This window comes from Streptomyces sp. A012304 (genome assembly GCF_026008495.1).
Taxonomy (GTDB): Bacteria; Actinomycetota; Actinomycetes; order Streptomycetales; family Streptomycetaceae; genus Streptomyces.
Map to the genome: position 1 here is coordinate 66845 of NZ_BQUN01000116.1, position 25161 is coordinate 92005.

The window sequence follows — 25161 nt, forward strand, 5'->3', positions numbered from 1 at the left end:
AGGCGACGAGTCACACCATGTCAGTCCCGTCGCAGCGTCGCCTCGCCGCGCTCGATGGAGTCGAACGAGTAGGTGAGGGTGCCGTCCGTCGACGGGGTGAGGGTGATGGCCACTTCGTCGGCACAGTTCAGCGTGCCCTTGGTGATCCGCTCCTCCACCTCGGTGCGCTCGTCGGTCTGCGACACGAGCACCCAGGTGCCGCCGCAGTCCAGCGTCGGGTAGTCGACCGTGGCCACGGCTTCTCCGACCTTGCCGCCCTTGTAGACCGCCTTGACGGGATAGGTGTTGCTCTCGCCCTGCGTCACCGTGCCCCGCCAGGTGCCCTCGTAGCGGAACGAGGACGTCGTGGATCCGGAGCCGTCGGCGATGGCCGAGGCCGTCGGTGACCCCTTGTCTCCCGATGAGGAGGAGGATTTGTCGTTCAACAGATGGGCGGCCAGCACGCCCCCGAGGACGACAGCCGCCACCAGCACGACCGCGTTCCGGACGGTCTTGCCCGCCCCGCCCGCCCCGCCCTGCCTGCCCAGCCCGCCCTGCCCGCCCGCAGGGCCGCCGGGCGTGGTGACCGCGTTGGTCCACGCAGGGGCGGGGTGCGGGTGGTGCGGCGTTCCGGCAACCGGCGTTCCGGCGATCGGCATCTCGGCCACCGGCGTTCCGGCCGCCGGGTGAACGGGGCCGGGCTGCGGTGTTCCGGCCGCGGGAAAGGCGTGGGGCTGCGGCGTGCCGGCGGGAGGAGACGGGAGGGGCCGCGGCGGGCCGGGTACCGGGTGACCGGGGCGGGGAGTGGCGGTCCGGGTGGCCCAGTACGCCTCCGGCTGCCCGGCGGCGGCCCTGTCCACGGTGGTGGGAGGCGGGGTCTCCAACTGCAACAGCCGTGCGGCGTGCCGCCCGAGGTGGTCCAGCAGTTCCGGCGGAAGCCAGGGCCGGGAGCGGTCGTACCCGGCGGCCTCGGCCGCCTCGGCGATACGCGCGGGAGTGGGGCGCGGCGCCGGGTCCTTGGCGAGGCAGCTCTCCACCAGGTCGCGGAGCGGGCCGGTGAGGCCGTCGAGGACGGGCGGCTCACTCAGGACGGCCACCATGCCCGCCGCGGCTCCCTGGCCGGCGCCGGCGAACGGGGATCGTCCGGTCGCGGCGAACGTGAGCACGGCCCCCAGGCAGAAGACATCACTCGCCCCGGTGACGGGCACGCCGTTCACCTGCTCGGGGGAGAGGAATCCGGGGGTGCCCACCACCATGCCCGTACGGGTGAGCCCCTCACCGTCGGCCGCGCGCGCGATCCCGAAGTCGATCACCCGTGGCCCGTCCAGCCCGAGCAGCACGTTGGACGGTTTCAGGTCCCGGTGCACCAGTCCGCAGCCGTGAATGGTCTGCAGGGCTCGCGTCAGTCCGAAGGCGAGCGCCCACACCGACTCCTCCGGCAGGAACCCGTGCCGCTCCACCGCCTCGTGCAGCGTCAGCGCGGGAACGTAGGCCGTCGCCACCCAGGGCACGGGGGCTTCCGTGTCCGCCGCCACCACCGCGGCCGTCCACTCGCCGACCACTCTGCGGGCGGCCTCGACCTCCCGCCGGAACCTCTGCCGGAACTCCGGGTCCACCGCGAGCTCGCCGTGCACCAGCTTGACCGCCACGGTGCGGCCCTGCGCCGAACGCCCCAGGTAGACCCGGCCCATACCGCCGGACCCCAGACGGCCCAGCAGCCGGTACTCCCCGACGGTCTGCGGATCGCCGGTCCTGAGTTCGTCCATGCCAACCCCCGTCACTGCGGCCGCCTCCCTGCCCCGGCGTGGGCAACCGTCCGCCCTCACCCGGCAGGCGGGACACGTCGCTCCCACCAGTCCAGACGACGATTGTGTCAACTCTCCCCCACGGAGGGCACCGTTACCGACGCGTCGCCCCGAAGTGTGACAACCCACGCGGGCGGCCTCGCCCGCCGGTGGCTTCGGGTCGGGCCGTCCCAATCGCCTGAGCCACTCACCCGGGACCAGGCAGGCGCCCCAGTGCCAACCGTGCGACGCGCGGCCAGTCGGCCGCTCCGCCGCTGACACGCGGTGCGTGGGGGCGACGGCGGGGCACACGCACCCGCAGCGCCCCGGGCGCGCTGCGGCACACGACGGGTGAGGGCAGAACTACGTGCTCTCCGTCGATGCCGACCGGGAGGGTGTCCGTGTCGGCTTCGACGACGACTTCCCTGGCGCTCAGCCGGACAAGTCCCCCGGAGCGCGGGCCGCGCACCAGTCGGGCCGCCTGAGCGGTGTTGCCGACCCGCACGCACACCACGCCGAGCAGGCCCGAGTCCAGCCGTTCCCTGCGCCCCGGCCGCGCCGCGTCGACGGCACGTCCGTAGGGATTGTTGCTGACGAGGAGGGCCTGAAGTCCGTCGACGTACGTCGTGTCGGCCCGCGACCGCAGTCCGGGCGCGTCCTCGCCCGTGAGGAGGCCGGGGAGGGTGCGCAGGGTCGTGCGGGCCTTGGCGTCCCGGTACGCGGGATCGGTGACGACGGACGCGTACGTTCCGAACGAGGCGTTGTTGACGAAGACCCGGTCCGCGGCGTACCCGAGGTCGATGCGGAGTTCGACGCCGTCGGTCAGGGCGTCCAGGGCCGCCGCCGGATCGTCGCGGTCGAGGCCGAGGTCCAGGGCGAAGTGGTTGCGGGTGCCGGCGGGAATCACCACGAACGGCAGGTCGTGACGTGCCGCGACCTGCGCCACCAGCGCCTGGGTGCCGTCGCCGCCCGCCACCGCCAGCAGATCGGCCCCTTCGGCGACGGCCTGCCGGGCCAGTTCGGCGACATCCTGGCCGCCTTCGAGCAGGACCACCCGGCAACCGGCCGCCCGGGCCTTGTCGACCAGGTGGAAACGGCCCACCTTGCCGCCGCCGGAGCGCGGGTTCATGAGGATCCAGGGGCTGTGGGGCGTCGCGGCGACCTGCCCGGACTGCTCGGAGGTGGTGGGCCCGGGGCTCAGGGCCGTACGCGCCGCCGTGACGGCCAGGACCCACAGAGCCAGGGACAGCAAGGCCGGCCCCAGCATGCCGAACAGGGCGTAGAGGGCCAGGACAGCGACCGGCGCCACCACCGACAGGACCGCACCGAGAGCACGCAGCGCTCCGGTGTGCGCCAGGGTCCACCACACCCCGACGGCGGCCAGCGCGAGTCCGGCGATGCCCGCCAGCGCCCACAGCACGCTCCGCAGACCGGCTGCGACGAGTGGTACCAGAACGCTTCCCAGTATGGCGAGCACGGCGAGGCGGGCCCGTCCCGCAGGGCCCATGGGTACGGCTGGGCTCATCCCTCCCGGTCCCCTGCTGTTCCCGTCGCGTCGCACTAGGTCGGTGGCCGCTTCTCGTAGGGGCGGCGCTCCTCGTACACCGGGCGCTCCTCGGACAGGTCGAAAAGGCTGCCACGCCGGACCACGCACAGGGCCCAGATGATGAAGCCCGAGATGGTGATCATCACGACCGACCACACCGGGTAGTACGGCAGGGAGAGGAAGTTGGCGATGATGACGAGTCCGGCGATGGCCACGCCGGCGACGCGTGCCCAGGTCGCGGTCTTGAGCAGTCCGAAGCTGACGATCACGGCGACCGCACCCAGAGCGAGGTGGATCCAGCCCCAGCTGGTCAGGTCGAACTCGAACACGTAGTTGCGCGTCGTGACGAAGATGTCGTCCTCGGCGATGGCCATGATGCCCCGGCAGATGTCGAGCAGGCCGACGAGGAAGAGCATCACCGCCGCGAAGATTGTCAGGCCGGTCGCCCATTCCTGCTTGGCCGTGTGCGCCGGCCGGGTCTGTGGTGCGGTCATCTCGGGCCTCGTTCCATGTGATCCGGATGGTCAGCGACCAGAGGTACGGGAGGTGGATTCCGAGCGCCCCGCCGGACCGTGGCCGGTCAGGACCAGTTCCTTCGCCCTGCGGAACTCCTCGTCCGTGATGTCGCCGCGGGAGCGGATCTCGGACAGCCTGGCGAGTTCGTCGACGCTGCTGGTCCGGCCGCCGGCCGCGGTCTGCCGGATGTAGGCGTCCAAATCCTCCTGCTGTGCGCGCGCCTGCGCGACCTCCCGACGGCCCATGTTCTTGCCGCGGGCGACCACGTAGACGAAGACGCCCAGGAAGGGCAGCAGGACGGTGAACGCCAGCCAGCCGGCCTTCCCCCAGCCGCTCAGGTCGTCGTCACGGAAGATGTCGACGACGACGCGGAAGAGCAGGACGAGCCACATGATCCACAGGAAGAACAGGAGCATGCTCCAGAAGACGCTCAGCAGGGGATAGTCGTACGCCAGGTACGTCCGCGCGCTCATGTCTCTCCTCCGTCCCGGCGCCCGTACGGCCGCCGTCGCGTGTTGTCCTCAGCGTGGGCACGGCAAGGGCCGGGCGGCCTCACCCGCTGCGGGTGAGCGTGCGGCAGCCTGCAGCTGGGGTGACGCGCACCATGGCTCATGGGGGGTCTCATGGGGCCGCCCCTTCCGTCGCCCGGTCCGTCGCCCGGTCGGCCGGTCCGGCTGCCGCCGCGAGGATCGCCAGGATGATCAGGACGGCCACGGCGATGCCGAGCACGAGGGCCACCGCTCCGACTGACGGGTGGTTCCAGAGGATCAGTGCCAGCGCTCCCGCCGCGATGACGCCACCGGTGGTCCAGGCCCGGTGGTCTGCCAGCCGGCGTCCGGTGGATCCGGTGCGCAGTCCGGCGCGGCGCAGCCCTCGGCCGGCGGCCGTCGTTGCCCGGTCCGCCGCCGTGCGGACGGCGCGGGCGGGACGTCCGGGACCGTACAGGTAGGCGACCAGTGCCGTGATCACCGCCACGACCAGAAGGGTGCGCGTGCTGTCCCGCAGGAAACGGACGAACGTGTCATAGATGGCGGCGGCGGCGTCGGTGGGCAGCGCGTCAGGCGGGACCGAGTCCAGATAGACCCGCCTGACGACGGCCAGCGCGACGAGCAGCACCACCATCGTCAGGCCGACACCCGCCGCGGTGATCATCAGCATCACCCGGTGTGCCGGATGGGTCCACACGGCCAGCGCGGCGAGTACGACGGTCAGGACGGGCAGCCAGGTGCCGAGGATGTCCAGCAGCCGCATCGCGTCCTGCGCATGGCCCAGCTCCTCCGTCTGGAACAGGGTGATCGTCCGGTCGGTGTCCGGGATGGCGGCGGCCTTGTCGAAACCAGCGTCGACGAGACGCTCCCGCACGTCGTCGACGACCTCGCCGACGTCCAATTGGACGGTGTCCCCCTCGGCGCGCACGGCACCCTCGCGCTCTCCGGTGAGCATGTTCACCACCGCGGCGTGCGAGCGCCGGTTGGCGCCCTCCCACACCTGCTGGAAGGCGTCGCTGGTGATCACGCGGGTGACGGTGCGGTCCACGACGGTCCTGACCGCGTTGCGCAGCGGACCCTCCAGGGACTCGGCCCCCTCCACGACACGGGGCGGGGCCCCGGCATCCTGGAGGGCCTTGACGAGCGAGTCCGTCACCGCCGCGACGTCCACGTTGGCCACCACGCGGTCCGTGAACCGGTTGATCACGACCTCCTGCACGGCCGGCTCCGATGCCAGCGGCGCGACGGTCTCCACGTACCGGTCGGTGTCGGAGACCGTGTCCTGGACCCAGGCCGCGACGACGGCCAGGGGCGCGAGCAGCAGGGCCAGCAGGAGGAGGACCGAGGAGCCGGCCTGGCGCAGCCGCCGGTGGCGCACCGCCGCGTGACGGCGCAGTCGCTCGTATTCCGCCCGTTCCTCGGCGGTCATGACGTGGTGCCGGGTGACGTCTGCGCCGGAGTCCGGTGGATCCGGGGGCGCGGCGGGGTTCATGGGGCTCCTTTCCGCGTGCGCCGCGCCGGTGGCGACGGTCGCTGATCGGGATGACGGTCGGGGAGGCAGCCGGAACGGAGCGCTCGTGCGGTGTGTCAGTCCGTCGCGGCGGGGGCGTCCCACTCCGGGGGGCGCGTCTTTCGCGGAGCGGCCCGCCAAGCGAGGGCGACCACCGCCTCGGCCAGGCCGAGCAGGACGAGCCACAGGCCGAGCAGCCTGGTCAGGGCACGGGCCGACTCGGCAGGAAGGGCGAGCACCACGATCCCCGCGACGACGCCGAGTACGGCGGCGACCGCAACGACGCCGCGGTGCGGCAGGTCCTCGACGGAGACGGCCGTGTAGAGGGTGAGGATGCCGGACACGAGCCAGACGACCCCGGTGATCAGCGAGAGCGCGGCGATCGTCTGCAACGGGTTCCTCAGGCACAGCACGCCGGCCAGGACGTGCAGCACGGCCAGGAGCAGCCCCGGTAGCCGCTCGTGACCCTCCCGCGCGAAGACGGCCACGAACCGGAACGCCCCGGTCACCAGCAGGTACAGCCCGATGAGGACCGCCAGGACGTGCAGGGTCGCCTCCGGCCACACCAGCACCAGGACGCCCGGCACGAGCGTCATGACGGCCGACCCCAGGAGCCAGGTCCATGAACGGCCGAGCCGCGCAAGCACGTCTGCGGAGTCTCCCGTCGTCATGGCTCCTCCTCGCGTGATCAGCCGTCGCCTCCGGAAGCCGTCGCCTCCGGAAGCCGACGGGACGGGGTGAGGGGGCGGTGCGCGAGCACCTGACCGCTCCAGGGTCACGCCTGCCGCTCGGCGACCGGCTCACCCACCACGGGTGAGCCATCGGCTCCGCCGTGGCGGTGAGCTGGAAGTCCCCCGGTGCCCGGCCCACCCGCCTTCCGGGGCCGGACCACCGGCCGGACCGCTCCGCCCCGGGCTCCTTCAGCGAGTCGCCGACCAGGACGGACGCCTTGTACTTCACCCTGACCACCAGCGCCGCGAGCCGTCGGCACATGCGCGTTCCGGCGCCGACGCCGGGACGCCGGACGAGGAGGCGGGACCATGACCGTGCCGAGTGCTTTCACCGCGTCCCTGTCCGCGGACGAGCGAGCGGCGTACGGCAGGAACATGCGCCGGCGGGCGCCGCGTTCGTCGCACGGCCGGTACGAGACCGCACAGCGGCGACCCGATCCCATCGAGGTGGTGGAGCGGCAGTCGGCCGAGCGGGTGGCGGAGTTGGTGCCGATCCGCTACGGCCGCATGCTGGAGTCGCCGTTCCGCTTCTACCGCGGCGCTGCCGCGATCATGGCGGCCGACCTGGCCCCCCTCCCCAACACCGGGCTCCAGGTGCAGCTCTGCGGGGACGCCCACCCCTTGAACTTCCGGCTGCTCGCCTCGCCGGAGCGTCGCCTGGTCTTCGACATCAACGACTTCGACGAGACCCTGCCCGGACCGTTCGAGTGGGACGTCAAACGGCTGGCGGCCGGTTTCGTGACGGCGGCCCGGGCGAACGGCTTCTCGCTCAAGGAGCAGAACAGCACCGTGCGCGCCTGTGTGAAGGCGTACCGGGAGCGGATGCACGAGTTCGCCGGCATGCGCACGCTGGACATCTGGTACGCCCAGGACGACGCCGACCGGGTGCGGGAGCTGTTGACCTCGTCGAGGGAGGGGGAGGCGGCACGCCGTACCGCCCGGGCGGCGGAGCGGGCCCGCACGCGCACCCATCTGCGGGCCTTCGCCAAGCTCACCAGGGTCACGGCCCAGGGCCGTCGCATCACTCCCGACCCGCCACTGATCACTCCGATCGACCACCTGCTCGACGACCCCTCCGAAGAGGGGCGCGAGAAGGAGCTTCGGACCCTGGTGGACGGGTACGCGCGGACCCTGCCGTCCGAACGCCGCCACTTGTTGCGCCACTACCGTCTGGTGGACATGGCCCGGAAGGTGGTGGGCGTCGGCAGCGTCGGTACGCGCTGCTGGATCCTGCTCCTGCTCGGCAGGGACGACGACGATCCGCTGCTGCTTCAGGCCAAGGAAGCCCAGGAGTCCGTGCTGTCCGCCCACACGGGTGGCGACCGCTACGACAACCAGGGGCGCCGGGTGGTGACCGGACAGCGCCTGATGCAGACGACCAGCGACATCTTCCTGGGCTGGACGCACGTCGTGGGCCTCGACGGGCAGGGCCGGGACTTCTACGTGCGCCAGCTGTGGGACTGGAAGGGCATCGCACAGCCGGAGACCATGGGGCCGGGCCTGCTCGCCCTCTTCGGGCGGCTGTGCGGGGCCTCCCTGGCGCGGGCCCACGCCCGCTCGGGCGATGCCATCGCCCTCGCCGCCTATCTGGGCGCCGGCGACCGCTTCGACCGCGCGCTCACGGAGTTCGCCCAGTCGTACGCCGACCAGAACGAAAGGGACTTCGCGGCGTTGGAGGACGCCTGCCGCGCCGGCCGGATCAGGGCGGAGCGGCTCTGAGCGACGCCGCCGCGCCGGCCGGTCCCGCGATCGTCCGCCTCCGTGCCCCGTCGGACCTCACCCGCACAGGTGACCGCCGCCCGGCGAGCGGACGCCGAGGATCAATGCTTCAGAACGATCTTGAAGGAGATGATCAGCAGCCCGAGGACCAGGTTGACCGACGCGGTGGCGGCCATGAGCCGCGGCGAAGCACCGGCGCGTCGGGCCGCGGCCACGGACCAGCCCACCTGGCCGGCCACGGCGACGCAGAGAGCCAGCCAGAGAGCACCTCGCACGTCCAGTCCCAGGAGCGGGCTGACGGCCACCGCCGCGGCCGGCGGAACGGCGGCCTTGACGATCGGCCACTCGGCACGGCACACGTGCAGCACGACCCGGCGGTCCAGATCCTGTTGCACCAGGCGCGCCCCGAACAGCTGGGCGTGCACGTGTGCGACCCAGAAGACCACTCCGGTCAGCAACAGCAGCAGCACCAGCTCGGTGCGGGGGAACGAGCCCAGGGAGCCCGCGCCGATCACCACGGAGGCCGCGAGCATGGATCCGTAGACGCCGCCCGTGTAGTCCGCGTGGGCCCGGCGCTCGGCTCGGCGCTCCGCGCGGGCCGCGGCCGGGCCGGTCGTGGCTCTGGGTCTGGTCACCGGTGACTCTCCCGAACTCAGCGCGTCGATCCCGTCGCCCCGGTCGGAGCCTCGGCGTCCGGCTGCCGGCGACGGCCTTCCCGGGCGGTCGGCAGGTGCGGCGTGACCAGGAAACCGGCGAGAGCGATGCCGCCGGTGGCCAGGATCGCCGCTTTCAGACCGTCCAGCTGCGCGGAGGCGTAGGAGTCCGCGACGGCGTCGACCTCGGCCGGCGGCAGCCCGGCACGCTCGGCCGCCGAGCGCACCTGATCGGTGGGGACGAAGGTGATCCCGGCCTGGAGGGCGACACCGACCTGTTCGCGGGTCTGTTCGGACAGCTGCGGATCGTCGTCCACCTGCGTGGTGAAGGCGTGGGCCAGCGCACCGATCAGAATGGACCCGATGAGCGCGGTGCCCAGCGCGGAGCCCAGATTCTGGGCCGTGAACTGGAGCCCTCCGGCCTCACTGCGTTCCTCCTCGCCGACGCCGGACTGGACGACGTTGCCCAGTTGCGAGGCGAGCAGGCCCACGCCCACGCCCAGCAGGGCCATGGCTCCGGCGAACTGCGCGTCGTCGATGACCGGGTCGACGGTGGCCAGCAGCCACACGATGGCCGCCACCAAGGTCACCAGGGCCAGCCGGACCACCCGGCGCGGCCCCATGACCCGCCCCAGCGACGACGCGGACAGGGAGGTCACGAGCATGGTGGCGGACACCGGGAGCAGACGCAGGCCCGTCTCGAAGGCGTCGAACCCCTGCACCACCTGCAAGTACAGCGGGATCGTGAAGAACAGCCCCAGCAGGATGAGGTTCTGGCTCAGCAGCGTCATCAGACCGGACCGCAGCACGGGCCTGCCCAGCAGGGACAGGTGTACGAGGGGGTCGGCGCCCTGGTGCTCCCGCCGCCGTTCCCAGTGCCGGAAGAGCTCCAGGACGGCCGCCCCGGCGCCGACGACGAACAGCGTCGGGGCGAAGCCCAGGACGGTGAAAGGGGGGTTGCGGGGCTGCACCCATCCCCAGGTGCTGCTCTGCAGCACGCCGAGCACGCCCAGCCCCAGTCCGGCCGCGGAGAGCACCGCGCCGACCCCGTCCAGCCGGGGGCGCGGGCCGCTCGGGGCGGGCGTCGCGATCACCCTGCGGCACAGCAGGACGGCCGCGACGACCACCACCTCGCCTGCGAAGACCAGCCGCCAGGTCAGGTACGTCGTCACCCAGCCGCCCAGCAGCGGGCCGACCGCGATCCCGGCGCCGGCGAGCCCGCCGATGACCGCGTACGCGACGGCCCGGTCCTTCCCGCGATACGACTCCGCGACGAGGGCGGCCATGGCCGGCAGCACCATGGCCGCACCGAGCCCTTCGATGACGGACCAGCCCAGCGCGAGGACCCACAACGTGGGTGCCACAGCGGTCAGGGCGGACCCCACGCCGTAGACGACCAGCCCCAGCAGGAACATGCGGCGCCGCCCCAGGATGTCCCCGAACCTGCCACCGGTGATCATGAAGGCTGCCATGACGAGCGCGTACAGCGTGATGACGGCCTGGATGGCGGTGACCTCGGTGTCGAAGTCCTCGACCAGCTGACTGATGGACACGTTCATGACGGAGGTGTCCAGGACCATCAGGAACTGCGCCGTACCGAGGACGATCAGAGCCCGCCAGTGCTTCACGCTGTCCACCTCGCAGAGTTGTCCAGCTCGGGTACGCCCGCCGGAGCAGGCGGGGCCGGGCCACGGCGCACGCCTCGCCGCTACTCCTCCCATCTCACCCCCAGCGCGAGCCCCGTGCCTCACCCGCCACGGGGGAAGGGCCGCGCCGCGGTGGTGTGCGCCGTGGGGAGGGCGGGCGCCGACTTCGACGGTGAGCCGGGGGCGATCAAGGCGATTCGTGGTAGATACGACATGTGCCGCACCGGGCGAACCCGAGACCGGAGGGCTCCCGCAAGGAGCCCTCGCCTGAACGCTCGCTGCTGGCGTCGGTCGTCACCGATCCCGGGCACCTCCCCGAACTCCTCGCCGACTTCGCCGTCCGCCACATCGGGCCGGCCGTGCCCGAAGCGATCGCCGCGCTTCGGCGGAGACACCCCGGCGCCACCGAGACGGAACTCCGGGCCCGGGTGGTCGCCCGCGGCCGACGGACCGTCGTGTCGGAGGGATCCATCGTCGGCGGCCCGTTCCTCGCGCTCATTCCCCTCGCGTTCTGCGCTGCGCTGCTCCGCCAGGCACGTACGGTCCTGGAGCTGGCCGCTCTCGACGGCCGCGACCCCACGGCGAGCGCCCGCGCCGGCGAACTCCTCGTCCTGCAGGGCGTGTACGAGGACACCCGACAGGCCCAGGACGCGCTTGCCCGCACCGGACGCGCCGCCGGCGCACCCGCCCGCTGGAAGCGATGGGCGGCCCTGTGGAACGTCACCCTGCGCATGGCCCACCTTCTCGGCATCCTCGCGCCGGCCGACGGGAGCCAGGACGCGGGCCGGCGCGTACGCCGGGTCACCGTCCAGGCTTGGCGGTGGCTGCTCCTCGGCGTGGTCCTCCTGGTCGGACTGGTCGCGCCCCTCGTCTGGCTCCCGTACATGGCGGTGGTCTACCGGCGTGCCGACGCCCGCCTGGCGGACCGTGTCCTCGCCTACTACTTCGCCGACACCGCACCCGCCCCGCGCCGCCGGACCTCCCGCCTCGAACCGGAAGTGATGGCGGCCGTACTCCGTGCGTCCATCTCCCTCCTCGTACCGCTCGTCCTGACCGCCGTGACCTTCCTGACCGGCCTGCGCATCGCCGAGAGCCGCTGGCCGGTCCTCGGCATCACCCTGGCCACGGCCTCCGCCGGGGTCGGCGCACTCTGGTACTGGCACCGCCGCCGGCGGCATTGACCGGTGGTGCCCTGTCCGTCGGGGTCACGTCATGGGCCGCCTGACGGGACCTGTCAACACATGACAAGGGCGGGGCCCGAAAGCCCCGCCCGAACCCCGCGAAACCTCAGCTCACGGCCACACCAAGCAGTAAGGCTGATGCCCCGCCTCGTGCAGCCGATGGCTGAAGTCCTGCCACTCGTGCAGCGAATGGTGACGGGAGGGCGCTGACCTGGGGTTTGGCAAGGAAATGTGCTTAAACCCGGTGAACGGGGCTATCCAGGACGACTCCGACGCCGTGATGACACCAGCCACACCGAGATGTTCTCACCCATGTACGGCTGCCTAAGACACCCGTCAGTCGGGCAGGTTGCCGTCGCCGCCCAGGTTGGCGACTATACGTCGCAGGACGTTGACTGTGGTCACGAAGTCGGCCGTATCAATGCCTTCGTGCATCTGCTTATGTACGCGCAAGTTGCGCTCCCTGGCCCGCAGCCGCCCGTCCTCTCCTGCCTCGGTCAAAGTCATGAGCCCTGCGTCTTCGGTCAGCCAACCGCGTGCGACAAGGTCATCGAAGACACTATTGAAGTCGATCCCGAGGTCCTCGTACTTCGCCAGCCGCTCGATCAACATGGCGCGGGTCCACTTACCCGGCTCCCCGGCAACGTGGTTGAGTGTCCACCAATGCGGCTGCGTGAGATCCTCCACCGCTAACTGCGCACGGAGGGCACAGACCACCTGCCGGTATGCCTCGCCAGTCCATGAACCGATGGGCTGAGCAGCCAACTCCTCCTGCGAGTACTCCCTGAGCGTCACGCTCACGTGCCCCTCCTTCTCGTGATCGACAGAACGCGATCACCGTAGACCCTCAGGTTCAGTTGAGGTCAAGGCGTTTCAGGACCCGTTCGCAGCGTCACGCGAGGCCGAACCCCGAGGGGCGCGGCCCACCTCAGAGAGCACAAACGGGACAGCCCTTACGAGCTCGTGCACGGTAGGCGGTGAGGCGTCGAGTTCTCGATCGTCGATCATGGTCGTGTGGTGGGGAACACGTCTCGTGCAGTGATCATTAGCGATCGGAGGATCACCGGCCTGTCGGCTGGCGTGATCGCTGAACTCGTCGCTGAGGTAGGACCGTTGTGGCACGAACGACACCAGGCCAAGCTCGCGTCCAGGCCGCGGCAGCGGGCTGTGGGAGCGGGTGCGAAGCACCGGCTGGTGTTCGTCGACCGGCTCCTGGCGACGCTCGTGCATCTGCGCCATGCCGTCACTCATGACGTGCTGGCCTGCTGGTTCGGTGTGGACCGCTCCACGATCACCCGTGCCGTCGGCGAGGTGCGGCCCCTGCTCGCCGAGCGAGGGTGCACCATCAGTCCCGGTGTGCGGCTGCGGACACTGGCCGAGGTCATCGACCACCTCGGAACCAGCGGGAAGACCGGCATCATCGACGGAACCGAGATCCGCGTCAGGCGCCCGGCCGCCGGCCGCAAGGACCGGGACAAGTTCATCTCCGGCAAGAGCAAGCAGAACGCGGTCAAGACCATGGTCGTCACGGACGGCGACGGCCGCATCCTCTTCTGCAGCCCGGCCCAGCACGGCAGCTGCGCAGACATCACCCACGCCCGCCAGTTAGGGCTGGTCAGGCTCCTGGACGGCGGCCCCGCACTGGAGATCCTCGCGGATGCCCGCTATCGAATACGCCCACGGCAGCACACCGGCCTTCGGCCGAATGCCTGACGGCTACTGGACTGCCACCTACGACCACGCGCACAGCCGGGTCAGCGGCGTGCTCATCGTCGACAACCCAGCACCCTGGACCTGGACGAAGAACACCCCCGTTCTCTGGCAAAGTCCCGACCCCAGCTCGATTCCAGCCCCCGTCCTTCCTGCCTGGGCAACCGCAGGGCTGGTCGAGGCCCAAGTCGAACACCGGACAGCAGCTTGCCCCACCCACACCGCCCTCGGTCTGCCCAAGCACTGGCCGGTTGGTGACGCTTTCCCCCGACGTCCTCTGAGCAACCCAAGCTGACTGTAAGGGCGCGGAAGCAAGCTGACGGACCTCATGCAAGATCGCGGCTGACGCCGCTGGTTTCATACCGAGGACCCCGGAGCACCTACCCCTTGGCAAGGACATACGCGAGTGTCGCCGCCCGCTCTGCCATCCCCCGCTTCCACGGGATCCCGTCTTCCTCGGCGATCTCTCGCCACAGTGCCGCGGTGGCCACGCCGAACGCCGCGAGGGCTTCCGGTTCGGCGTCCCGCCATGACGGGAAGCGGCCCGCGAAGGCGACCACCTCTTCCACCGGGTGGCCGGAGTCCATGAGCCGCAGTGCCAGGGCGCCCGGGTCGATCCATGCTGCACCTCGCGTCGGCCACGCCCAGTCGACGAGCCGGGCCCGTGTGCCGACGATCAGTACGTTATCCGTGGCGAAGTCGGTGTGCAGGAGGGTGTCACCGCTGAAGTACTGCAACGTCCCCGGCGGGGCGTAGTCCGCCCACCGGTCGACAGCGTCCTTGATCTCGATGTCGGCCGGGGCCGTGACTGCTTGTAGTTCGGTGAGCGCGGCTTCCATGAGCGGCAGGTCGGGTGAGCCGGGCGCGTAGTCGGCGTGGCGGCCGTCGACCACCTCGTAGCCGAGAAGGCTCCAGCCATCGAGCTCCAGGTGCCAGTACAGGCGTGGGCAGGACGCCGGAAGATGCGGGGCGATCGCCGCCTCGCGGCGCTGTGCACCGACCTGGGGGTGGTCGGTCGGGATGCCCTTCACGAAGACCCGGCCGCTTTCGGTCTCCAGGACGGAGGCGATGCCGGAGTTCATGCCGCCCGGCGCGGTGGCCGCCTGATGGACGGCGCCGGTTTTGTCGGCGATGGCCCGGCGGATGCCGGCGGGGAGCTGCTCGAAGGGGATGCGGGACATGGACACGCGCGGTTCCTCAGGGGTGCTCGGGTACAAGGGAGTGCCGCCCCGGCCAGGGTACGGCCGGGACGGCACTGAAGGGGTGGAACGAGCGGGCGGCACGGGCGCCGCCCGTGGTGGATCTAGTACGGCTGGTCGTCACCGGCCGAGCAGCTGCACTCGGCGCCCTCGGCGGCCTCGTCCAGGTCGGCGAGGATCTGGAACTCGTCGTCCTTGATCGACGCGGTGGTCAGCGGTACCGGCAGAACACCGGTCGGGCCGTCCGCCGGGCGTCGGCCGATGGTGAGCGTGACCGGTTCGCTGGGCGGGGTCAGGATTGCGGTGGACGGAGTCATGATCCGTAACCTCCATGCTGGCAGTAGAACTCTCGTCGGTCCCCCGCCTCCTGGTAGAGCCTGGCCAGCGGTCGGCATGTGCGGCACGTGCCGACCTTCGTGCAGCCGGAGCATCCACCGGTGCGGAGCTGTAGGGACTCGGCGACCGCGCCGAGTCGGGGGAGGGCTTCGACGCCCTCGGTGATGAGGTTCACGCTCGGGTCACGGCCGACCTTGCAGATCGACGCGATGCCGTGCGGGTTGACGTGGAAGAACGTGTGGCCGGCGTTGCAGCCGGTGAAGATGCTGCGGGCCTTGAGATGGCCCAGTGCCTGCGTCGCCAGGGGGTTCGCCTCGCCGTCGATCGTGGGCGACATGTTCGTGAAGACCTGGTGAGGGAAGCCGTACGACTTCGAGAGGCGCACCATCGCGTCTGTCTCGTGCGCGTTGCCGTCCGACACGATCACGTTCAGGCGGACCGGCAGCTTGTCCTCGCGGGCGGCATCCAGGCCCTTCAGAAACCGGCCGAACGCCCCGCGATTCCGCGTCACCTTGTCGTACGTTTCGGCGGTGGCTCCGTAGACGCTCAGGGTCAGTCGGTACGGCCGGTGGCGGGCGAACAGGTCCCGGATCGGCTGCTTCCGCAGCGAGGAGCCGTTCGACGAGACCTGGACCATCATCCCGAGCTGGTGGGCGTACTCGTACGCCGCGCCGAACTCGCGGTCGATCAGCGCCTCACCGCCTGTGATCTGCAACCACAGGACACCGGCGTCCCTCAGTGTCTGGAGCAGCGTCTGCTTACCGGCCCAGTCCAGGCCCTCGAACCGCTTCTCCCCGAGGTAGCAGAACTCGCAGTCGTAGTCGCAGCCGAGGTTGATTTCCCACGACGCCTTGCCGTACCCGTACAGCGACCGCTCGCGGACGAGGACGATGTCGCCGACCGGCGACGAGGACAGCTCGGTCCCCCACGCTTGCCTCGCCGCGTCGGCCAGCCAGTCCGGGACGGATCGGCCTTCAGCGCCGGCGGCCCGCAGCTCCTCGTAGCGGACCTCCGGGATGCGCACGCCGGCCGCCCGGCCGGGCCTGACGAGGAGGTACTGGGCGAGAAACGGGCTGGCCACGAGCTGCGGAGCTACTTTGGGCCGCAGCCTCTTGCCGTTGGTCTTCGTCTCGATCATTGGACCTCCACGAGGTGGGTGCGAGGGGTTGGTCGGGCCTGGTGGTGGGCGGCGATCAGGTTGGCCCCGCGCTCGGCCGGTGGGTCCCTTCACCAAGCGCGGGTCAGGGCGTGGGCCGTGCGGTCGAGGCGGCCACGCCGATCACGAAGCCGCACGAGGCGGACACGAGCACGATCAGCAGTGGTCCGGCGTAGCGGGCGGCTCTGGATACCTGGGTGGCGACACGGCGGTTCACGGCTTCCACCAGGCCCTCCACGGGCGGGTGATGATCTCCCGGTACGTATGGTGTGAGGGGCTGCGGCCACCATGCGTGAACACCCAGCTCTGCGGTTCGGCGAAGTCGGTGCCGGACAGTGAGGTTTGGCCACAGACCGCGCACTGCATCGCGTACGTGGTGGGCTCGGCGTCGGGTTCCCGGTCGGGCTGGAGGGTCCACCACTTGCGGCACATGATCGCGCGGCTGGTCATCGAACCGACTCCAGAGTTGTGGCGACGTGGGTGCTGGAGAGCGGTGCGGAGGGCATGCGTGTCGGTGAGGGTGTCGTCGTCGGGTAGCTCGCACCATCCGCCGAACCAGCCGTCGAGCAGTTCCAGGCCGGGGGCGACGAGCCAGGAGTCGGCGGAGAGGTGCCGTACCGGCAGATCGTCCCAGCTGGCTTGGGAGCCGGTCGGGACGGCGTAGTAGAGACGCCCGTTGGGCCTGTCGTAGAGCACGGGGCCGACGGAGGCACCGGTGCCGCGCAGGTAGGCCAGAGCCAAGAGGCCGATCTCGGCCGAGGTGCGCACGACGTCCCAGCCGTCGCCGACCTTCAGTAGCCGCAGTCCCGGCACGTCGTTCACCATGGGCGCACTTCGCAACGCGTCACGCACGGACATCACACACCTCCCTGCGGCCGCAGACTTTGGCTTGCGCTGAGCGAAGAGGCGGATCGCGTGGTCGGCTGAGAGGGCGGACCACAATCAGACGAGCGCCTGTTGCTGTTATCTGCCGCTCGCGCTCGGTGCCGAGGCCCTTCGGGCCGAGGTGGCTGAGAGCTGGAACTACGGCCCCGTAGGCATCGGGGAGTTCGAGCGCGTCGAGCAGACCGACGAAGGCGGGGGAGCGGACGATCACTGTGGCGTCGCGGTCGGTGAAGACGCCGCACAAGGCTAGTTCGTGCCGGTCGCAGTATTCGGTGAGGCAGTCGACGAGAGCCGTATGGCGAGGTAGGCCGCCGGTGACGTGACGCAGGTAGCCGAAGACCTGAGGGAAGGCGATGGGGCGGCGTTCGGTGATGAGGTCGTCGTCCATGCCCACAGCGTCGGCCGTCGTGAACGGCCTCGAAATGGCCTGCTGTTGTACTTCCGTTGCACTTCCCGCCCCACGTCGTCACTGACAGTGCTTCCATACGTGACGGAGGGAGGTCATCCGTGGTCAGCGTGCAGCAGTGGACAGGTCGGGAGGCGAGCGCCCTGCGCGCCGCGTTGCGTATGAGCATGCGCGCTTTCGCCGAGCACCTCGGTGTCGCGCTGCGCACGGTTGCGAAGTGGGAGAGCCTCGGCGCGGAGACGCAGCCACGCCCGGACACCCAGGCCATCCTCGACACTGCGCTCGCACGGGCGGATTCCGCCTCCCAATCCCGGTTCGAGACAGTGTTGATCTCTGAACGGCAGAGCGCGCGGCCGACGGACTACGAGACCTGGACCGAGGACATCGAGCGCGCTGTTGTCTGCATCAGCCGCCAGGACTTCCCTTTCGCCTCAACCCTGTTGAACCGCTGGCTGGGCAGCCGTGCACCACACCAACTGGACGACAAGGGCCTCTATTTGTACGGCCGTTCCCTCGTGCTCCTTGGCGACCTCCAGCGCGATCAGGGCGCGATCCTCGGCCCACTCTCAGCCCGGCACTCCTACCTGACCGCTCGCGGCATGTTCACCGAACTCGACATCCCTCGCCGGGTGGCCCAGATCGAGCTCTCCCTAGCCGTCGTCCAGGAGATGTCCGGCCAGCTGGAAGCCTCCGCCCGCCAGTACGAACTCCTCGCCGAGGATGAGCGATTGAGTTTCCGCGACCGCGCCAGGGCCCGGCTCTGGGTGGGTACGGCGCTGAGCAAGGAGGGCGACAACGAGTACGCCACCGGCGTCATGGTCGAGGCCACCCGCTCCTTCGAGGACCTGGGCGAACCGGAGGACTGGTCGGTCGCGCACCAGAAGCTGGCCCTGGCCCACCGCGGTGCCGGCGACCTGAAGCAGGCCCTGCACTACATCGGCATCGCGCGCACGACCGGCACGGTCGACTCCCCGATGCAGCGGGTGCGGTTGGACACCGCGTACGGGCACATCCTTCTGTCGGATGCGGCGACCCGGAATGATGGGCTGTCCGTCCTCGATCAGGCGGCACACGTGGCCCGGCAGTACGGGCTGAGCCACCAGCTGCGCAGCATCGAGGGCATCCGCAAGGACCAGCAGGGATGAGCCAGGGAGTGCCAGTGCCGGAGCACGAGCAGCGCCAGATCACCGACGAGCAGTTCCACGACGCGACGCTGATCTGGAACTACCACCAGATGGGCCACGAGCAGCGGCCCTGCTCGGCGGCGATCGGCCTGGGTAGCCACGACCTCGGGGTGGCTACCGCGGCCGCCGATCTGTACCGCGCCGGTCTCTTCCCAGTCGTGGTGTTCAGCGGCGGCAACAGCCCCACCACCCGGGCCCGTTTCCCGCGCGGCGAGGCGGTGCACTACCGCGAGCATGCGCTGAGCCTGGGTGTGCCGGACGAAGCGATCCTGGTCGAGCCGAAGGCAGCCAACACTGGTCAGAACATCACGTTCTCCCGCGAGCTGCTGGCCGAGGCCGGCATCGCGGTGGAGTCGCTGCTGCTGATCTCCAAGCCGTACATGGAGCGCCGCTCGTACGCGACGTGCCGCAAGCTGTGGCCCGAGGCGGAGGTTGTCTGCGCCTCCGAGCCACTGGAGTTGGACGACTACATCAAGTCCATCGGCGACGAGAAGCTCGTCGTCGACATGCTCGTCGGCGATCTGCAGCGGGTGATCGAGTACCCGAAGCTCGGCTTCGCCGTCGAGCAGGACGTACCGGGGGACGTGTATGACGCTTACAAGCGCCTCCTGGGCGCCGGCTTCGACAGCCGCCTCATCAGCAGCTGAGCCACTTGGTGCTGGTCGCGGGGTGTGCGCGATCCATCAGCCGAACCTGTTCCCGCGGCTGTCCACGCTGGCCAAACTGTATGCCGCCGACCGGTGGATCGTGCTGGACGACGTGCAGTTCGCCCGGCGCGACTATCAGCACCGTGCCCGCCTCGCAGCCTTGGACGATCCGGGTCGGCAGCAGTGGCTCACGCTCCCGACGCACCTTCCACATGGGCGACCGACGCTGGTCAGCCAGGCGCGGCTCGTTGATTCCCGCCGCTCGCGGCGGACGGTCGAGCTGCTCTCGACACTGCTCCCTTCGATGCGCAAGGCATCCCCGTGCTGCCCTTCCACGCCCCTGCGGATACCGGCGACCCGCTCTGGCGGTGGAGCCGACGGATCAGCAGCCTCTGGGGCTTGAGCAAGATCGGCTCCAGAGCGCTGGCGAACCGACTGGTTGCCCATCGCTAGACGCGAACTCCGTCCGCTACGACGCGACCGTCCGCAACCACATCGTCGAGCACCTCGGCCGACGCGAGCTGCGGTCCCTCAACCAGCCCTCGCTCGTCCAGGGCCGGATCCGTGCGCTCCAGGACGGCGGCCTTGAGGCGTCCACGATTGAGGGCACCTTCGACTGCGCTTCCAGGCCGGCAACAAGCTCGCCTTCGACGCCTTGCCCGACGTCCGAAAGCCCCGCCCGAACCCCGCGAAACCTCAGCTCACGGCCACACCAAGCAATAAGGCTGATGCCCCGCCTCGTGCAGCCGATGTGAGAAGTCCTGCCACTCGTGCAGCAGTTGGTACACGTTGAACGCGTCGCGGGGGCCGCCCCGGTCGGGGACCGTGGACCAGATGAAGGCCGCCGCGCCCACGGCCTCCTCGCCGATGTCGCGGAGGGGGTCGACGACTGTCATGGGGAGCTTGACGACCGCGTAGTCGGGGTGCAGGACGACCAGTTCCAGGGGCGGCACCTTGTGCAGGGGGACGCCCTCGATGCCCGTGAGGACCATCGCGGCCATCGTCTCGGGCTTGATCTTGGTGAACATGCCGTTCATGCCGAGCTCGTCGCCGCCGAGTTCCTCGGGGCGCATCGAGATCGGGACGCGGGCGGCCGTCGCGCCGTCCGGCGCGCCGAAGTACTTGTACGTCACCCCCACCCGACCACCATTCCTGCTCCCCGCCCGGAGGCGGTCGACCCGGCGATCGATACGCCGATCGATCCGCTCGGGTTCACCTGGTACACCCTGTGCCTGACGTGCTTCCGTACTCTCCGCAGTTTCCTCCGCGTCGCGCCGGTGCCTTCCCCGCCGGGCACGTCGAGGACCCAGGTCGTCAGTCCCCTCGCCCAGTCCGCCACCGCGATGCATATCTCCACCCGACTGCTTTTCTAGGACGCGTGGCCCCCGCCGCGCAACCCGATCATCGTGTCAGTGACCTCCCCCACGGCCGCCCGCCGAAACGTGCGTCGAAACACCTGCCCGCAGGATCTTCGCAGCCCCTCGGCACATACTCCGGGCGAGCCGCGTCCACCTGCCACAGTTTCGCAGATGGCGGACAGACGGGAGAGGGGCGACCGGCCGGATCCCGTCGGACCCCGCGGCCCGCCGGGCCCCGCGAGCCCGTCGGACCCCGCGGCCCCGCTGTCGCCGGTCCGCCCTGGCCTACCCTGAGGATGTCACTGGCAACCCCAGTCCCAGAAGTCGGAGAAGGTCGGAGTAGTCGCAGGTCATGAGCGAATTGCCCTATTCATACGATGCGCCTGTCTCGCAGGCCCTGTTCGACCGCGCGGCCGCCGTCACGCCGGGCGGCGTGAACTCCCCCGTGCGCGCCTTCCGCGCCGTGGGCGGCACGCCCCGGTTCATGGTGTCCGGGAAGGGCCCGTACCTCACCGACGCCGACGGGCGGGAGTACGTCGACCTGGTCTGCTCCTGGGGGCCCATGATCCTCGGGCACTCGCACCCCGAGGTCATCGCGGCCGTGCAGGAGGCCGTCGCGCACGGCACCTCCTTCGGTACGCCCGGTGAGGGGGAGGTCGCCCTCGCCGAGGAGATGGTCGCCCGGATCGAGCCCCTGGAGCAGGTGCGGCTCGTCTCCAGCGGGACCGAGGCCACCATGTCGGCCATCCGGCTCGCCCGCGGGTTCACCCGGCGCTCCAAGGTGATCAAGTTCGCCGGGTGCTACCACGGGCACGTGGATTCGCTGCTGGCCGCCGCCGGGTCCGGGGTCGCCACCTTCGCGCTGCCCGACACACCGGGTGTCACCGGTGCCCAGGCCGGCGACACGATCGTGCTGCCGTACAACGACCTGGAGGCCGTGCAGGAGGCCTTCCACCGGCACCCCGGGGAGATCGCCTGCGTCATCACGGAGGCCTCGCCGGGGAACATGGGCGTCGTGCCGCCGCTGCCCGGGTTCAACCAGGGGCTGAAGGACGCCTGCCAGAACAACGGCGCGCTCTTCATCTCCGACGAGGTGATGACCGGTTTCCGCACCAGCCGCGCCGGGTGGTACGGCATCGACGGCGTCAAGCCCGACCTGATGACCTTCGGGAAGGTGATGGGCGGCGGCTTCCCCGCGGCCGCCTTCGGCGGACGGGCCGACGTGATGGCCCACCTCGCGCCTGCCGGGCCCGTCTACCAGGCAGGCACCCTCTCCGGGAACCCGGTCGCCACCGCCGCCGGGCTCGCCCAGCTCCGTCTCCTCGACGACGCCGCCTACGCCAAGGTCAACGCGGCGTCCGAGCGGATCCAGGCGCTCGTCTCGGACGCGCTGTCCAAGGAAGGTGTCGCGCACACCCTGCAGAGCGCGTCCAACATGTTCTCCGTCTTCTTCACGGACCGGCCCGTCCGTGACTACGAGGACGCCAAGGCGCAGGAGTCGTTCCGCTTCACCGCCTTCTTCCACTCGCTGCTGGCGAACGGCGTCTACCTGCCGCCGTCGTCCTTCGAGTCCTGGTTCGTGTCCACGGCCCACGACGAGCGGGCCATCCAGCGGATCGCCGACGCCCTCCCGGCGGCGGCCCGAGCGGCTGCGGAGGCCACCGCGTGAGCAACAGCAGTGACATCACCGTCGTCCATCTGATGCGGCACGGCGAGGTCGCCAACCCGGACGGCATCCTCTACGGCCGTCTCGCCGGCTACCACCTCTCCGAGCTGGGCCGGCGGATGGCCGACCGGGTCGCCGAGCACCTCGCCACCCGTGACGTCACCCATGTCTGCGCCTCGCCGCTGGAGCGGGCGCAGGAGACGGCCACGCCGATCGCCAAGACGCACGGGCTCGACATCGCCACCGACGAGCGGCTCATCGAGGCCGGCAACGTCTTCCAGGGCAAGACCTTCGGCATCGGGGACGGGGCGCTGCGCCGGCCGGAGAACTGGCGGCACATCTACAACCCGTTCCGGCCATCGTGGGGCGAGCCGTACGTCGACCAGGTCGTCCGGATGATGGGGGCGCTGGACGCGGCGAAGGACAAGGCCCGGGGGCACGAGGCCGTGCTGGTCAGCCACCAGCTGCCGATCTGGATCGTGCGGTCGTACGTCGAGCGGCGGCGGCTGTGGCACGACCCGCGCAAGCGGCAGTGCACGCTCGCCTCGCTGACGACGTTCACGTACCAGGGTGACCGGATCGTGTCCGTCGGGTACACCGAGCCCGCCCGTGACCTCGTTCCCCCGCATCTCCTCGCCGGCGCCAAGCGGGTGAAGGGGAAGGGACAGGGGCAGGGCAAGGCCTTCGGGGCGTAGGACCACCTCCAGCCCACCCCCAGCCACCCCCAGCCCACCCCCACCGCCGTAATGGCCGACTTCTTGCGGTTGTTACGGAATGCGGAAGATTCGGCGGAACCTCCCCGTCCGTCCCGTCCTCTGACTGGGTGACCCAGCAGAGAACGTGACGAACGGGGACTGCCATGCGCATTCTCACCCGAAGGGGAGCACTCGGGCTCGGCGCCGGAGCCGTGGCCGCCGCCGGACTCGCGGGGTGCGCCGACTCCGCCCCCTCAGACGGCTCGACCCGGACGACGGGTTCCGCCGGTTCCGGGAAGGGCCCCGGGGAGAATCGTTCCGCCAACCCGTCGGCCCCGGCTCCGGCCCCGGCCCGGCCCCTCGGTGACGGCTCCACCTCCTTCACCGGCAAGCAGCCCCACCAGCCGGCCGCGCCCGAGCCGCTGGAGCCCGGGCAGGAGCCGCCGCAGTTCGTCGTCTTCTCCTGGGACGGGGCGGGCGAGGTCGGCAACGGGCTCTTCCCGCGCTTCCTCGACCTCGCCAAGGAGCACGGCGCGTCCATGACCTTCTTCCTCTCGGGCCTGTATCTGCTGCCCGAGTCGAAGAAGCGGCTCTACGACCCGCCGAACAACCCGCGCGGCGCCTCCGACATCGGCTACCTCACCGACGGGCACATCAAGGACACGCTGAAGAACCTCCGTCGCGCCTGGCTGGAGGGCCATGAGATCGGCACCCACTTCAACGGGCACTTCTGCGGTGACGGCCGCGGCTCGGTCGGTCACTGGACCCCGCGGCAGTGGCGCAGCGAGATCGACCAGGCGAAGGCCTTCGTGAAGGAGTGGCGCACCAACACCGGCTGGACCGACCTGCCCGCGCTGCCCTTCGACTACGACAAGGAACTCGTCGGCGGCCGCACACCCTGCCTGCTCGGCCAGGACAACCTGCTGCCCACCGCCCGCGCCCTCGGCTGGCGGTACGACGCCTCCTCGCCCGGCGGCCGTCAGGTCTGGCCGGAGAAGCGGCAGGGGATATGGGACCTGCCGTTGCAGCAGATACCTTTCCCCGGGCGCCGTTTCGAGGTCCTCTCGATGGACTACAACATGCTCGCCAACCAGTCCGTCAACTCCACCAAGGCGCCCGCCCACAACTACCCGCGCTGGCGCGAGCAGTCCGCCCAGGCGTACATCCAGGGATTCAAGCGGGCATACGAGACAAACCGGGCACCCTTCTTCGTCGGCAACCACTTCGAGCAGTGGAACGGCGGCATCTACATGGACGCCGTCGAGCAGGCGTTCCGGCACATCGCGCGCGAGAAGGAGAAGGGCGCGGACGTACGGCTGGTCTCCTTCCGGCAGTTCGTGGACTGGATCGACGTACAGAAGCCGGAGGTGCTCGCCAAGCTGCGTGGCCTGGAGGTGGGGGAGCGGCCGGCCGGTGGCTGGAAGAGCTACCTCGCAGCGGCCTCGCCGAGCCCTTCGAGCACCGCCTGAAATGCGGATTTCCACCCGCAAGGGGGGTGCGCAAGATCCCCGGAACGGGCATGCGAAACTTTTCACATGAGTGCCGCCAGCCGCGCCCCCCTGCGCCCGACCACCCGGATCCGCTCGCGCCGCACCGCCCTGTCGGCAGCCGGTGCCGTCGCCGCGGCGCTGCTTGTGTCCGCGTGCACCTCCGGAGGCAAGTCCGGCGGCAGCGGAGACACCAACTTCGTCATGGGCGAGGACGGCATCTCCACCGTCGCCAAGGACAAGCGCACCCCCGCCCCTGACCTGTCCGGCAGGACGGTCGACGGCAAGCAGCTCGACGTGGCCTCCTACAAGGGCAAGGTCGTCGTGCTGAACGTGTGGGGCTCCTGGTGTGCCCCCTGCCGGGCCGAGGCGCCGAACTTCCAGAAGGTCTACACCGACCTCAAAGACCGTGGCGTGCAGTTCGTCGGCATCAACACCCGCGACACCAAGGCCGCCAACGCCCTGGCGTTCGAGAAGCAGCAGGGTGTCACCTACCCCAGCCTGTACGACCCGACCGGCAAGCTGATGCTCCGGTTCGAGAAGGGCACGCTCAACCTCCAGGCCATCCCCTCCACGCTCGTCCTCGACCGGGACGGGAAGATCGCCGCCCGCTCGCTGGCCGCGCTCAGCGAGGACAAGCTGCGCTCCATGATCGACCCGGTCCTCGCGGAGAAGTGAC

26 protein-coding genes are annotated in these 25161 nt (G+C 70.5%); 10 read left to right on the top strand and 16 right to left on the bottom strand.

What is annotated here, in order from left to right:
- Positions 1-20 precede the first annotated feature (20 nt).
- The 6 genes from ALMP_RS31170 to ALMP_RS31195 all read right to left on the bottom strand — a co-directional run bounded on the left by ALMP_RS31170 (position 21) and on the right by ALMP_RS31195 (position 6494).
- A complete protein-coding gene (locus tag ALMP_RS31170; protein ID WP_264934491.1) occupies positions 21-1745 on the bottom strand; it encodes a serine/threonine-protein kinase in 1725 nt (574 codons plus the stop codon).
- A gap of 226 nt (positions 1746-1971) precedes the next feature.
- Complete coding sequence (locus tag ALMP_RS31175; RefSeq protein ID WP_264934494.1) at positions 1972-3288, bottom strand: diacylglycerol kinase family protein; 1317 nt, start codon at positions 3286-3288, stop codon at positions 1972-1974.
- Positions 3289-3323: 35 nt separating this feature from the next.
- Positions 3324-3803: a hypothetical protein gene (locus tag ALMP_RS31180; RefSeq protein ID WP_264934496.1), complete on the bottom strand. Its 480-nt coding sequence runs from the start codon at positions 3801-3803 to the stop codon at positions 3324-3326.
- 30 nt (positions 3804-3833) lie between these two features.
- Positions 3834-4298: an SHOCT domain-containing protein gene (locus tag ALMP_RS31185; RefSeq protein ID WP_264934497.1), complete on the bottom strand. Its 465-nt coding sequence runs from the start codon at positions 4296-4298 to the stop codon at positions 3834-3836.
- A gap of 148 nt (positions 4299-4446) precedes the next feature.
- Entirely contained in the window at positions 4447-5805 is a 1359-nt protein-coding gene (locus ALMP_RS31190) for a hypothetical protein (protein WP_264934499.1), read from the bottom strand.
- Between the two features lie 95 nt (positions 5806-5900).
- Positions 5901-6494: an HdeD family acid-resistance protein gene (locus ALMP_RS31195; RefSeq protein ID WP_264934501.1), complete on the bottom strand. Its 594-nt coding sequence runs from the start codon at positions 6492-6494 to the stop codon at positions 5901-5903.
- A 369-nt stretch (positions 6495-6863) separates the two neighbouring features.
- Between ALMP_RS31195 and ALMP_RS31200 the strand changes: the two genes are divergently transcribed.
- Positions 6864-8273, top strand: coding sequence for a DUF2252 domain-containing protein (locus ALMP_RS31200; protein ID WP_264934503.1), 1410 nt, complete (start codon positions 6864-6866; stop codon positions 8271-8273).
- Positions 8274-8374: 101 nt separating this feature from the next.
- Here ALMP_RS31200 and ALMP_RS31205 read toward each other — a convergent pair whose 3' ends face one another.
- Both ALMP_RS31205 and ALMP_RS31210 read right to left on the bottom strand, forming a co-directional pair.
- A complete protein-coding gene (locus ALMP_RS31205) occupies positions 8375-8908 on the bottom strand; it encodes a hypothetical protein (protein WP_264934504.1) in 534 nt (177 codons plus the stop codon).
- A gap of 17 nt (positions 8909-8925) precedes the next feature.
- Complete coding sequence (locus tag ALMP_RS31210; RefSeq protein ID WP_264934505.1) at positions 8926-10554, bottom strand: MFS transporter; 1629 nt, start codon at positions 10552-10554, stop codon at positions 8926-8928.
- Between the two features lie 233 nt (positions 10555-10787).
- On the opposite strand from ALMP_RS31210, the gene ALMP_RS31215 reads away from it, so the two are divergent.
- Positions 10788-11753 (top strand): hypothetical protein, encoded by a 966-nt coding sequence (locus ALMP_RS31215; protein WP_264934507.1) that lies wholly within the window; start codon positions 10788-10790, stop codon positions 11751-11753.
- A gap of 336 nt (positions 11754-12089) precedes the next feature.
- Here the strand turns inward: ALMP_RS31215 and ALMP_RS31225 are convergent, their stop codons facing one another.
- Positions 12090-12554 (bottom strand): MarR family transcriptional regulator, encoded by a 465-nt coding sequence (locus ALMP_RS31225; RefSeq protein ID WP_264934508.1) that lies wholly within the window; start codon positions 12552-12554, stop codon positions 12090-12092.
- Between the two features lie 366 nt (positions 12555-12920).
- Here ALMP_RS31225 and ALMP_RS31230 point away from each other — a divergent pair, with 366 nt between their 5' ends.
- The gene (locus ALMP_RS31230; RefSeq protein ID WP_264934509.1) at positions 12921-13466 is read left to right on the top strand and encodes a transposase; all 546 of its coding nucleotides are present in this window, start codon (positions 12921-12923) and stop codon (positions 13464-13466) included.
- 377 nt (positions 13467-13843) lie between these two features.
- On the opposite strand, the gene ALMP_RS31235 is transcribed toward ALMP_RS31230, so the two are convergent.
- From ALMP_RS31235 to ALMP_RS31260, 6 genes are all read right to left on the bottom strand, one after another.
- Positions 13844-14644, bottom strand: a complete 801-nt coding sequence (locus ALMP_RS31235) for an aminoglycoside phosphotransferase (RefSeq protein ID WP_264934611.1) — start codon at positions 14642-14644, stop codon at positions 13844-13846.
- Positions 14645-14766: 122 nt separating this feature from the next.
- Positions 14767-14979 carry a hypothetical protein gene (locus ALMP_RS31240; protein WP_264934511.1) on the bottom strand — a complete coding sequence of 71 codons (213 nt, stop codon included), beginning with the start codon at positions 14977-14979 and terminating at the stop codon, positions 14767-14769.
- Positions 14976-16136: a radical SAM protein gene (locus ALMP_RS31245; protein ID WP_264934513.1), complete on the bottom strand. Its 1161-nt coding sequence runs from the start codon at positions 16134-16136 to the stop codon at positions 14976-14978. The genes ALMP_RS31240 and ALMP_RS31245 overlap by 4 nt, the downstream gene beginning before the upstream one ends.
- 103 nt (positions 16137-16239) lie before the next feature.
- On the bottom strand, positions 16240-16380 hold the full coding sequence (locus ALMP_RS31250) for a hypothetical protein (RefSeq protein ID WP_264934515.1): 141 nt from the start codon (positions 16378-16380) through the stop codon (positions 16240-16242).
- Entirely contained in the window at positions 16368-17012 is a 645-nt protein-coding gene (locus tag ALMP_RS44220; protein WP_309299559.1) for a hypothetical protein, read from the bottom strand. Before ALMP_RS44220 ends, ALMP_RS31250 begins: the two co-directional genes overlap by 13 nt.
- On the bottom strand, positions 16999-17427 hold the full coding sequence (locus ALMP_RS31260; protein WP_264934516.1) for a hypothetical protein: 429 nt from the start codon (positions 17425-17427) through the stop codon (positions 16999-17001). Before ALMP_RS31260 ends, ALMP_RS44220 begins: the two co-directional genes overlap by 14 nt.
- A gap of 119 nt (positions 17428-17546) precedes the next feature.
- On the opposite strand from ALMP_RS31260, the gene ALMP_RS31265 reads away from it, so the two are divergent.
- Genes ALMP_RS31265 through ALMP_RS31275 form a run of 3 tightly spaced genes read left to right on the top strand, consistent with a single transcriptional unit; the run spans position 17547 to position 19679 of the window.
- Positions 17547-18590, top strand: coding sequence for a DNA-binding transcriptional regulator (locus ALMP_RS31265; protein ID WP_264934518.1), 1044 nt, complete (start codon positions 17547-17549; stop codon positions 18588-18590).
- A complete protein-coding gene (locus ALMP_RS31270) occupies positions 18587-19276 on the top strand; it encodes a YdcF family protein (RefSeq protein WP_264934520.1) in 690 nt (229 codons plus the stop codon). The genes ALMP_RS31265 and ALMP_RS31270 overlap by 4 nt, the downstream gene beginning before the upstream one ends.
- The gene (locus tag ALMP_RS31275) at positions 19218-19679 is read left to right on the top strand and encodes a WbqC family protein (RefSeq protein WP_264934522.1); all 462 of its coding nucleotides are present in this window, start codon (positions 19218-19220) and stop codon (positions 19677-19679) included. Before ALMP_RS31270 ends, ALMP_RS31275 begins: the two co-directional genes overlap by 59 nt.
- A 298-nt stretch (positions 19680-19977) precedes the next feature.
- Here ALMP_RS31275 and ALMP_RS31285 read toward each other — a convergent pair whose 3' ends face one another.
- Positions 19978-20625 carry a hypothetical protein gene (locus tag ALMP_RS31285; RefSeq protein WP_264934524.1) on the bottom strand — a complete coding sequence of 216 codons (648 nt, stop codon included), beginning with the start codon at positions 20623-20625 and terminating at the stop codon, positions 19978-19980.
- 361 nt (positions 20626-20986) lie between these two features.
- Here ALMP_RS31285 and hemL point away from each other — a divergent pair, with 361 nt between their 5' ends.
- The 4 genes from hemL (at position 20987) to ALMP_RS31305 (ending at position 25160) form a co-directional block, all read left to right on the top strand.
- Entirely contained in the window at positions 20987-22303 is a 1317-nt protein-coding gene (hemL, locus tag ALMP_RS31290) for a glutamate-1-semialdehyde 2,1-aminomutase (protein WP_264934526.1), read from the top strand.
- 32 nt (positions 22304-22335) lie between these two features.
- Complete coding sequence (locus ALMP_RS31295; protein WP_264934615.1) at positions 22336-22995, top strand: histidine phosphatase family protein; 660 nt, start codon at positions 22336-22338, stop codon at positions 22993-22995.
- 164 nt (positions 22996-23159) lie between these two features.
- A complete protein-coding gene (locus tag ALMP_RS31300) occupies positions 23160-24464 on the top strand; it encodes a hypothetical protein (protein ID WP_264934528.1) in 1305 nt (434 codons plus the stop codon).
- 66 nt (positions 24465-24530) lie between these two features.
- Complete coding sequence (locus ALMP_RS31305; protein WP_264934530.1) at positions 24531-25160, top strand: TlpA disulfide reductase family protein; 630 nt, start codon at positions 24531-24533, stop codon at positions 25158-25160.
- Position 25161: the final 1 nt, after the last annotated feature.

Bases quoted from the DNA above. Each gene is read 5' to 3' on its own strand.
- ALMP_RS31170 (WP_264934491.1), bottom strand. From the start codon at position 1,745: ATGGACGAACTCAGGACCGGCGATCCGCAGACCGTCGGGGAGTACCGG.
- ALMP_RS31175 (WP_264934494.1), bottom strand. From the start codon at position 3,288: ATGAGCCCAGCCGTACCCATGGGCCCTGCGGGACGGGCCCGCCTCGCC.
- ALMP_RS31180 (WP_264934496.1), bottom strand. From the start codon at position 3,803: ATGACCGCACCACAGACCCGGCCGGCGCACACGGCCAAGCAGGAATGG.
- ALMP_RS31185 (WP_264934497.1), bottom strand. From the start codon at position 4,298: ATGAGCGCGCGGACGTACCTGGCGTACGACTATCCCCTGCTGAGCGTC.
- ALMP_RS31190 (WP_264934499.1), bottom strand. From the start codon at position 5,805: ATGAACCCCGCCGCGCCCCCGGATCCACCGGACTCCGGCGCAGACGTC.
- ALMP_RS31195 (WP_264934501.1), bottom strand. From the start codon at position 6,494: ATGACGACGGGAGACTCCGCAGACGTGCTTGCGCGGCTCGGCCGTTCA.
- ALMP_RS31200 (WP_264934503.1), top strand. From the start codon at position 6,864: ATGACCGTGCCGAGTGCTTTCACCGCGTCCCTGTCCGCGGACGAGCGA.
- ALMP_RS31235 (WP_264934611.1), bottom strand. From the start codon at position 14,644: ATGTCCCGCATCCCCTTCGAGCAGCTCCCCGCCGGCATCCGCCGGGCC.
- ALMP_RS31240 (WP_264934511.1), bottom strand. From the start codon at position 14,979: ATGACTCCGTCCACCGCAATCCTGACCCCGCCCAGCGAACCGGTCACG.
- ALMP_RS31245 (WP_264934513.1), bottom strand. From the start codon at position 16,136: ATGATCGAGACGAAGACCAACGGCAAGAGGCTGCGGCCCAAAGTAGCT.
- ALMP_RS44220 (WP_309299559.1), bottom strand. From the start codon at position 17,012: ATGTCCGTGCGTGACGCGTTGCGAAGTGCGCCCATGGTGAACGACGTG.
- ALMP_RS31260 (WP_264934516.1), bottom strand. From the start codon at position 17,427: ATGGACGACGACCTCATCACCGAACGCCGCCCCATCGCCTTCCCTCAG.
- ALMP_RS31270 (WP_264934520.1), top strand. From the start codon at position 18,587: ATGAGCCAGGGAGTGCCAGTGCCGGAGCACGAGCAGCGCCAGATCACC.
- ALMP_RS31275 (WP_264934522.1), top strand. From the start codon at position 19,218: ATGACGCTTACAAGCGCCTCCTGGGCGCCGGCTTCGACAGCCGCCTCA.
- ALMP_RS31285 (WP_264934524.1), bottom strand. From the start codon at position 20,625: ATGCATCGCGGTGGCGGACTGGGCGAGGGGACTGACGACCTGGGTCCT.
- hemL (WP_264934526.1), top strand. From the start codon at position 20,987: ATGAGCGAATTGCCCTATTCATACGATGCGCCTGTCTCGCAGGCCCTG.
- ALMP_RS31295 (WP_264934615.1), top strand. From the start codon at position 22,336: ATGCGGCACGGCGAGGTCGCCAACCCGGACGGCATCCTCTACGGCCGT.
- ALMP_RS31300 (WP_264934528.1), top strand. From the start codon at position 23,160: ATGCGCATTCTCACCCGAAGGGGAGCACTCGGGCTCGGCGCCGGAGCC.
- ALMP_RS31305 (WP_264934530.1), top strand. From the start codon at position 24,531: ATGAGTGCCGCCAGCCGCGCCCCCCTGCGCCCGACCACCCGGATCCGC.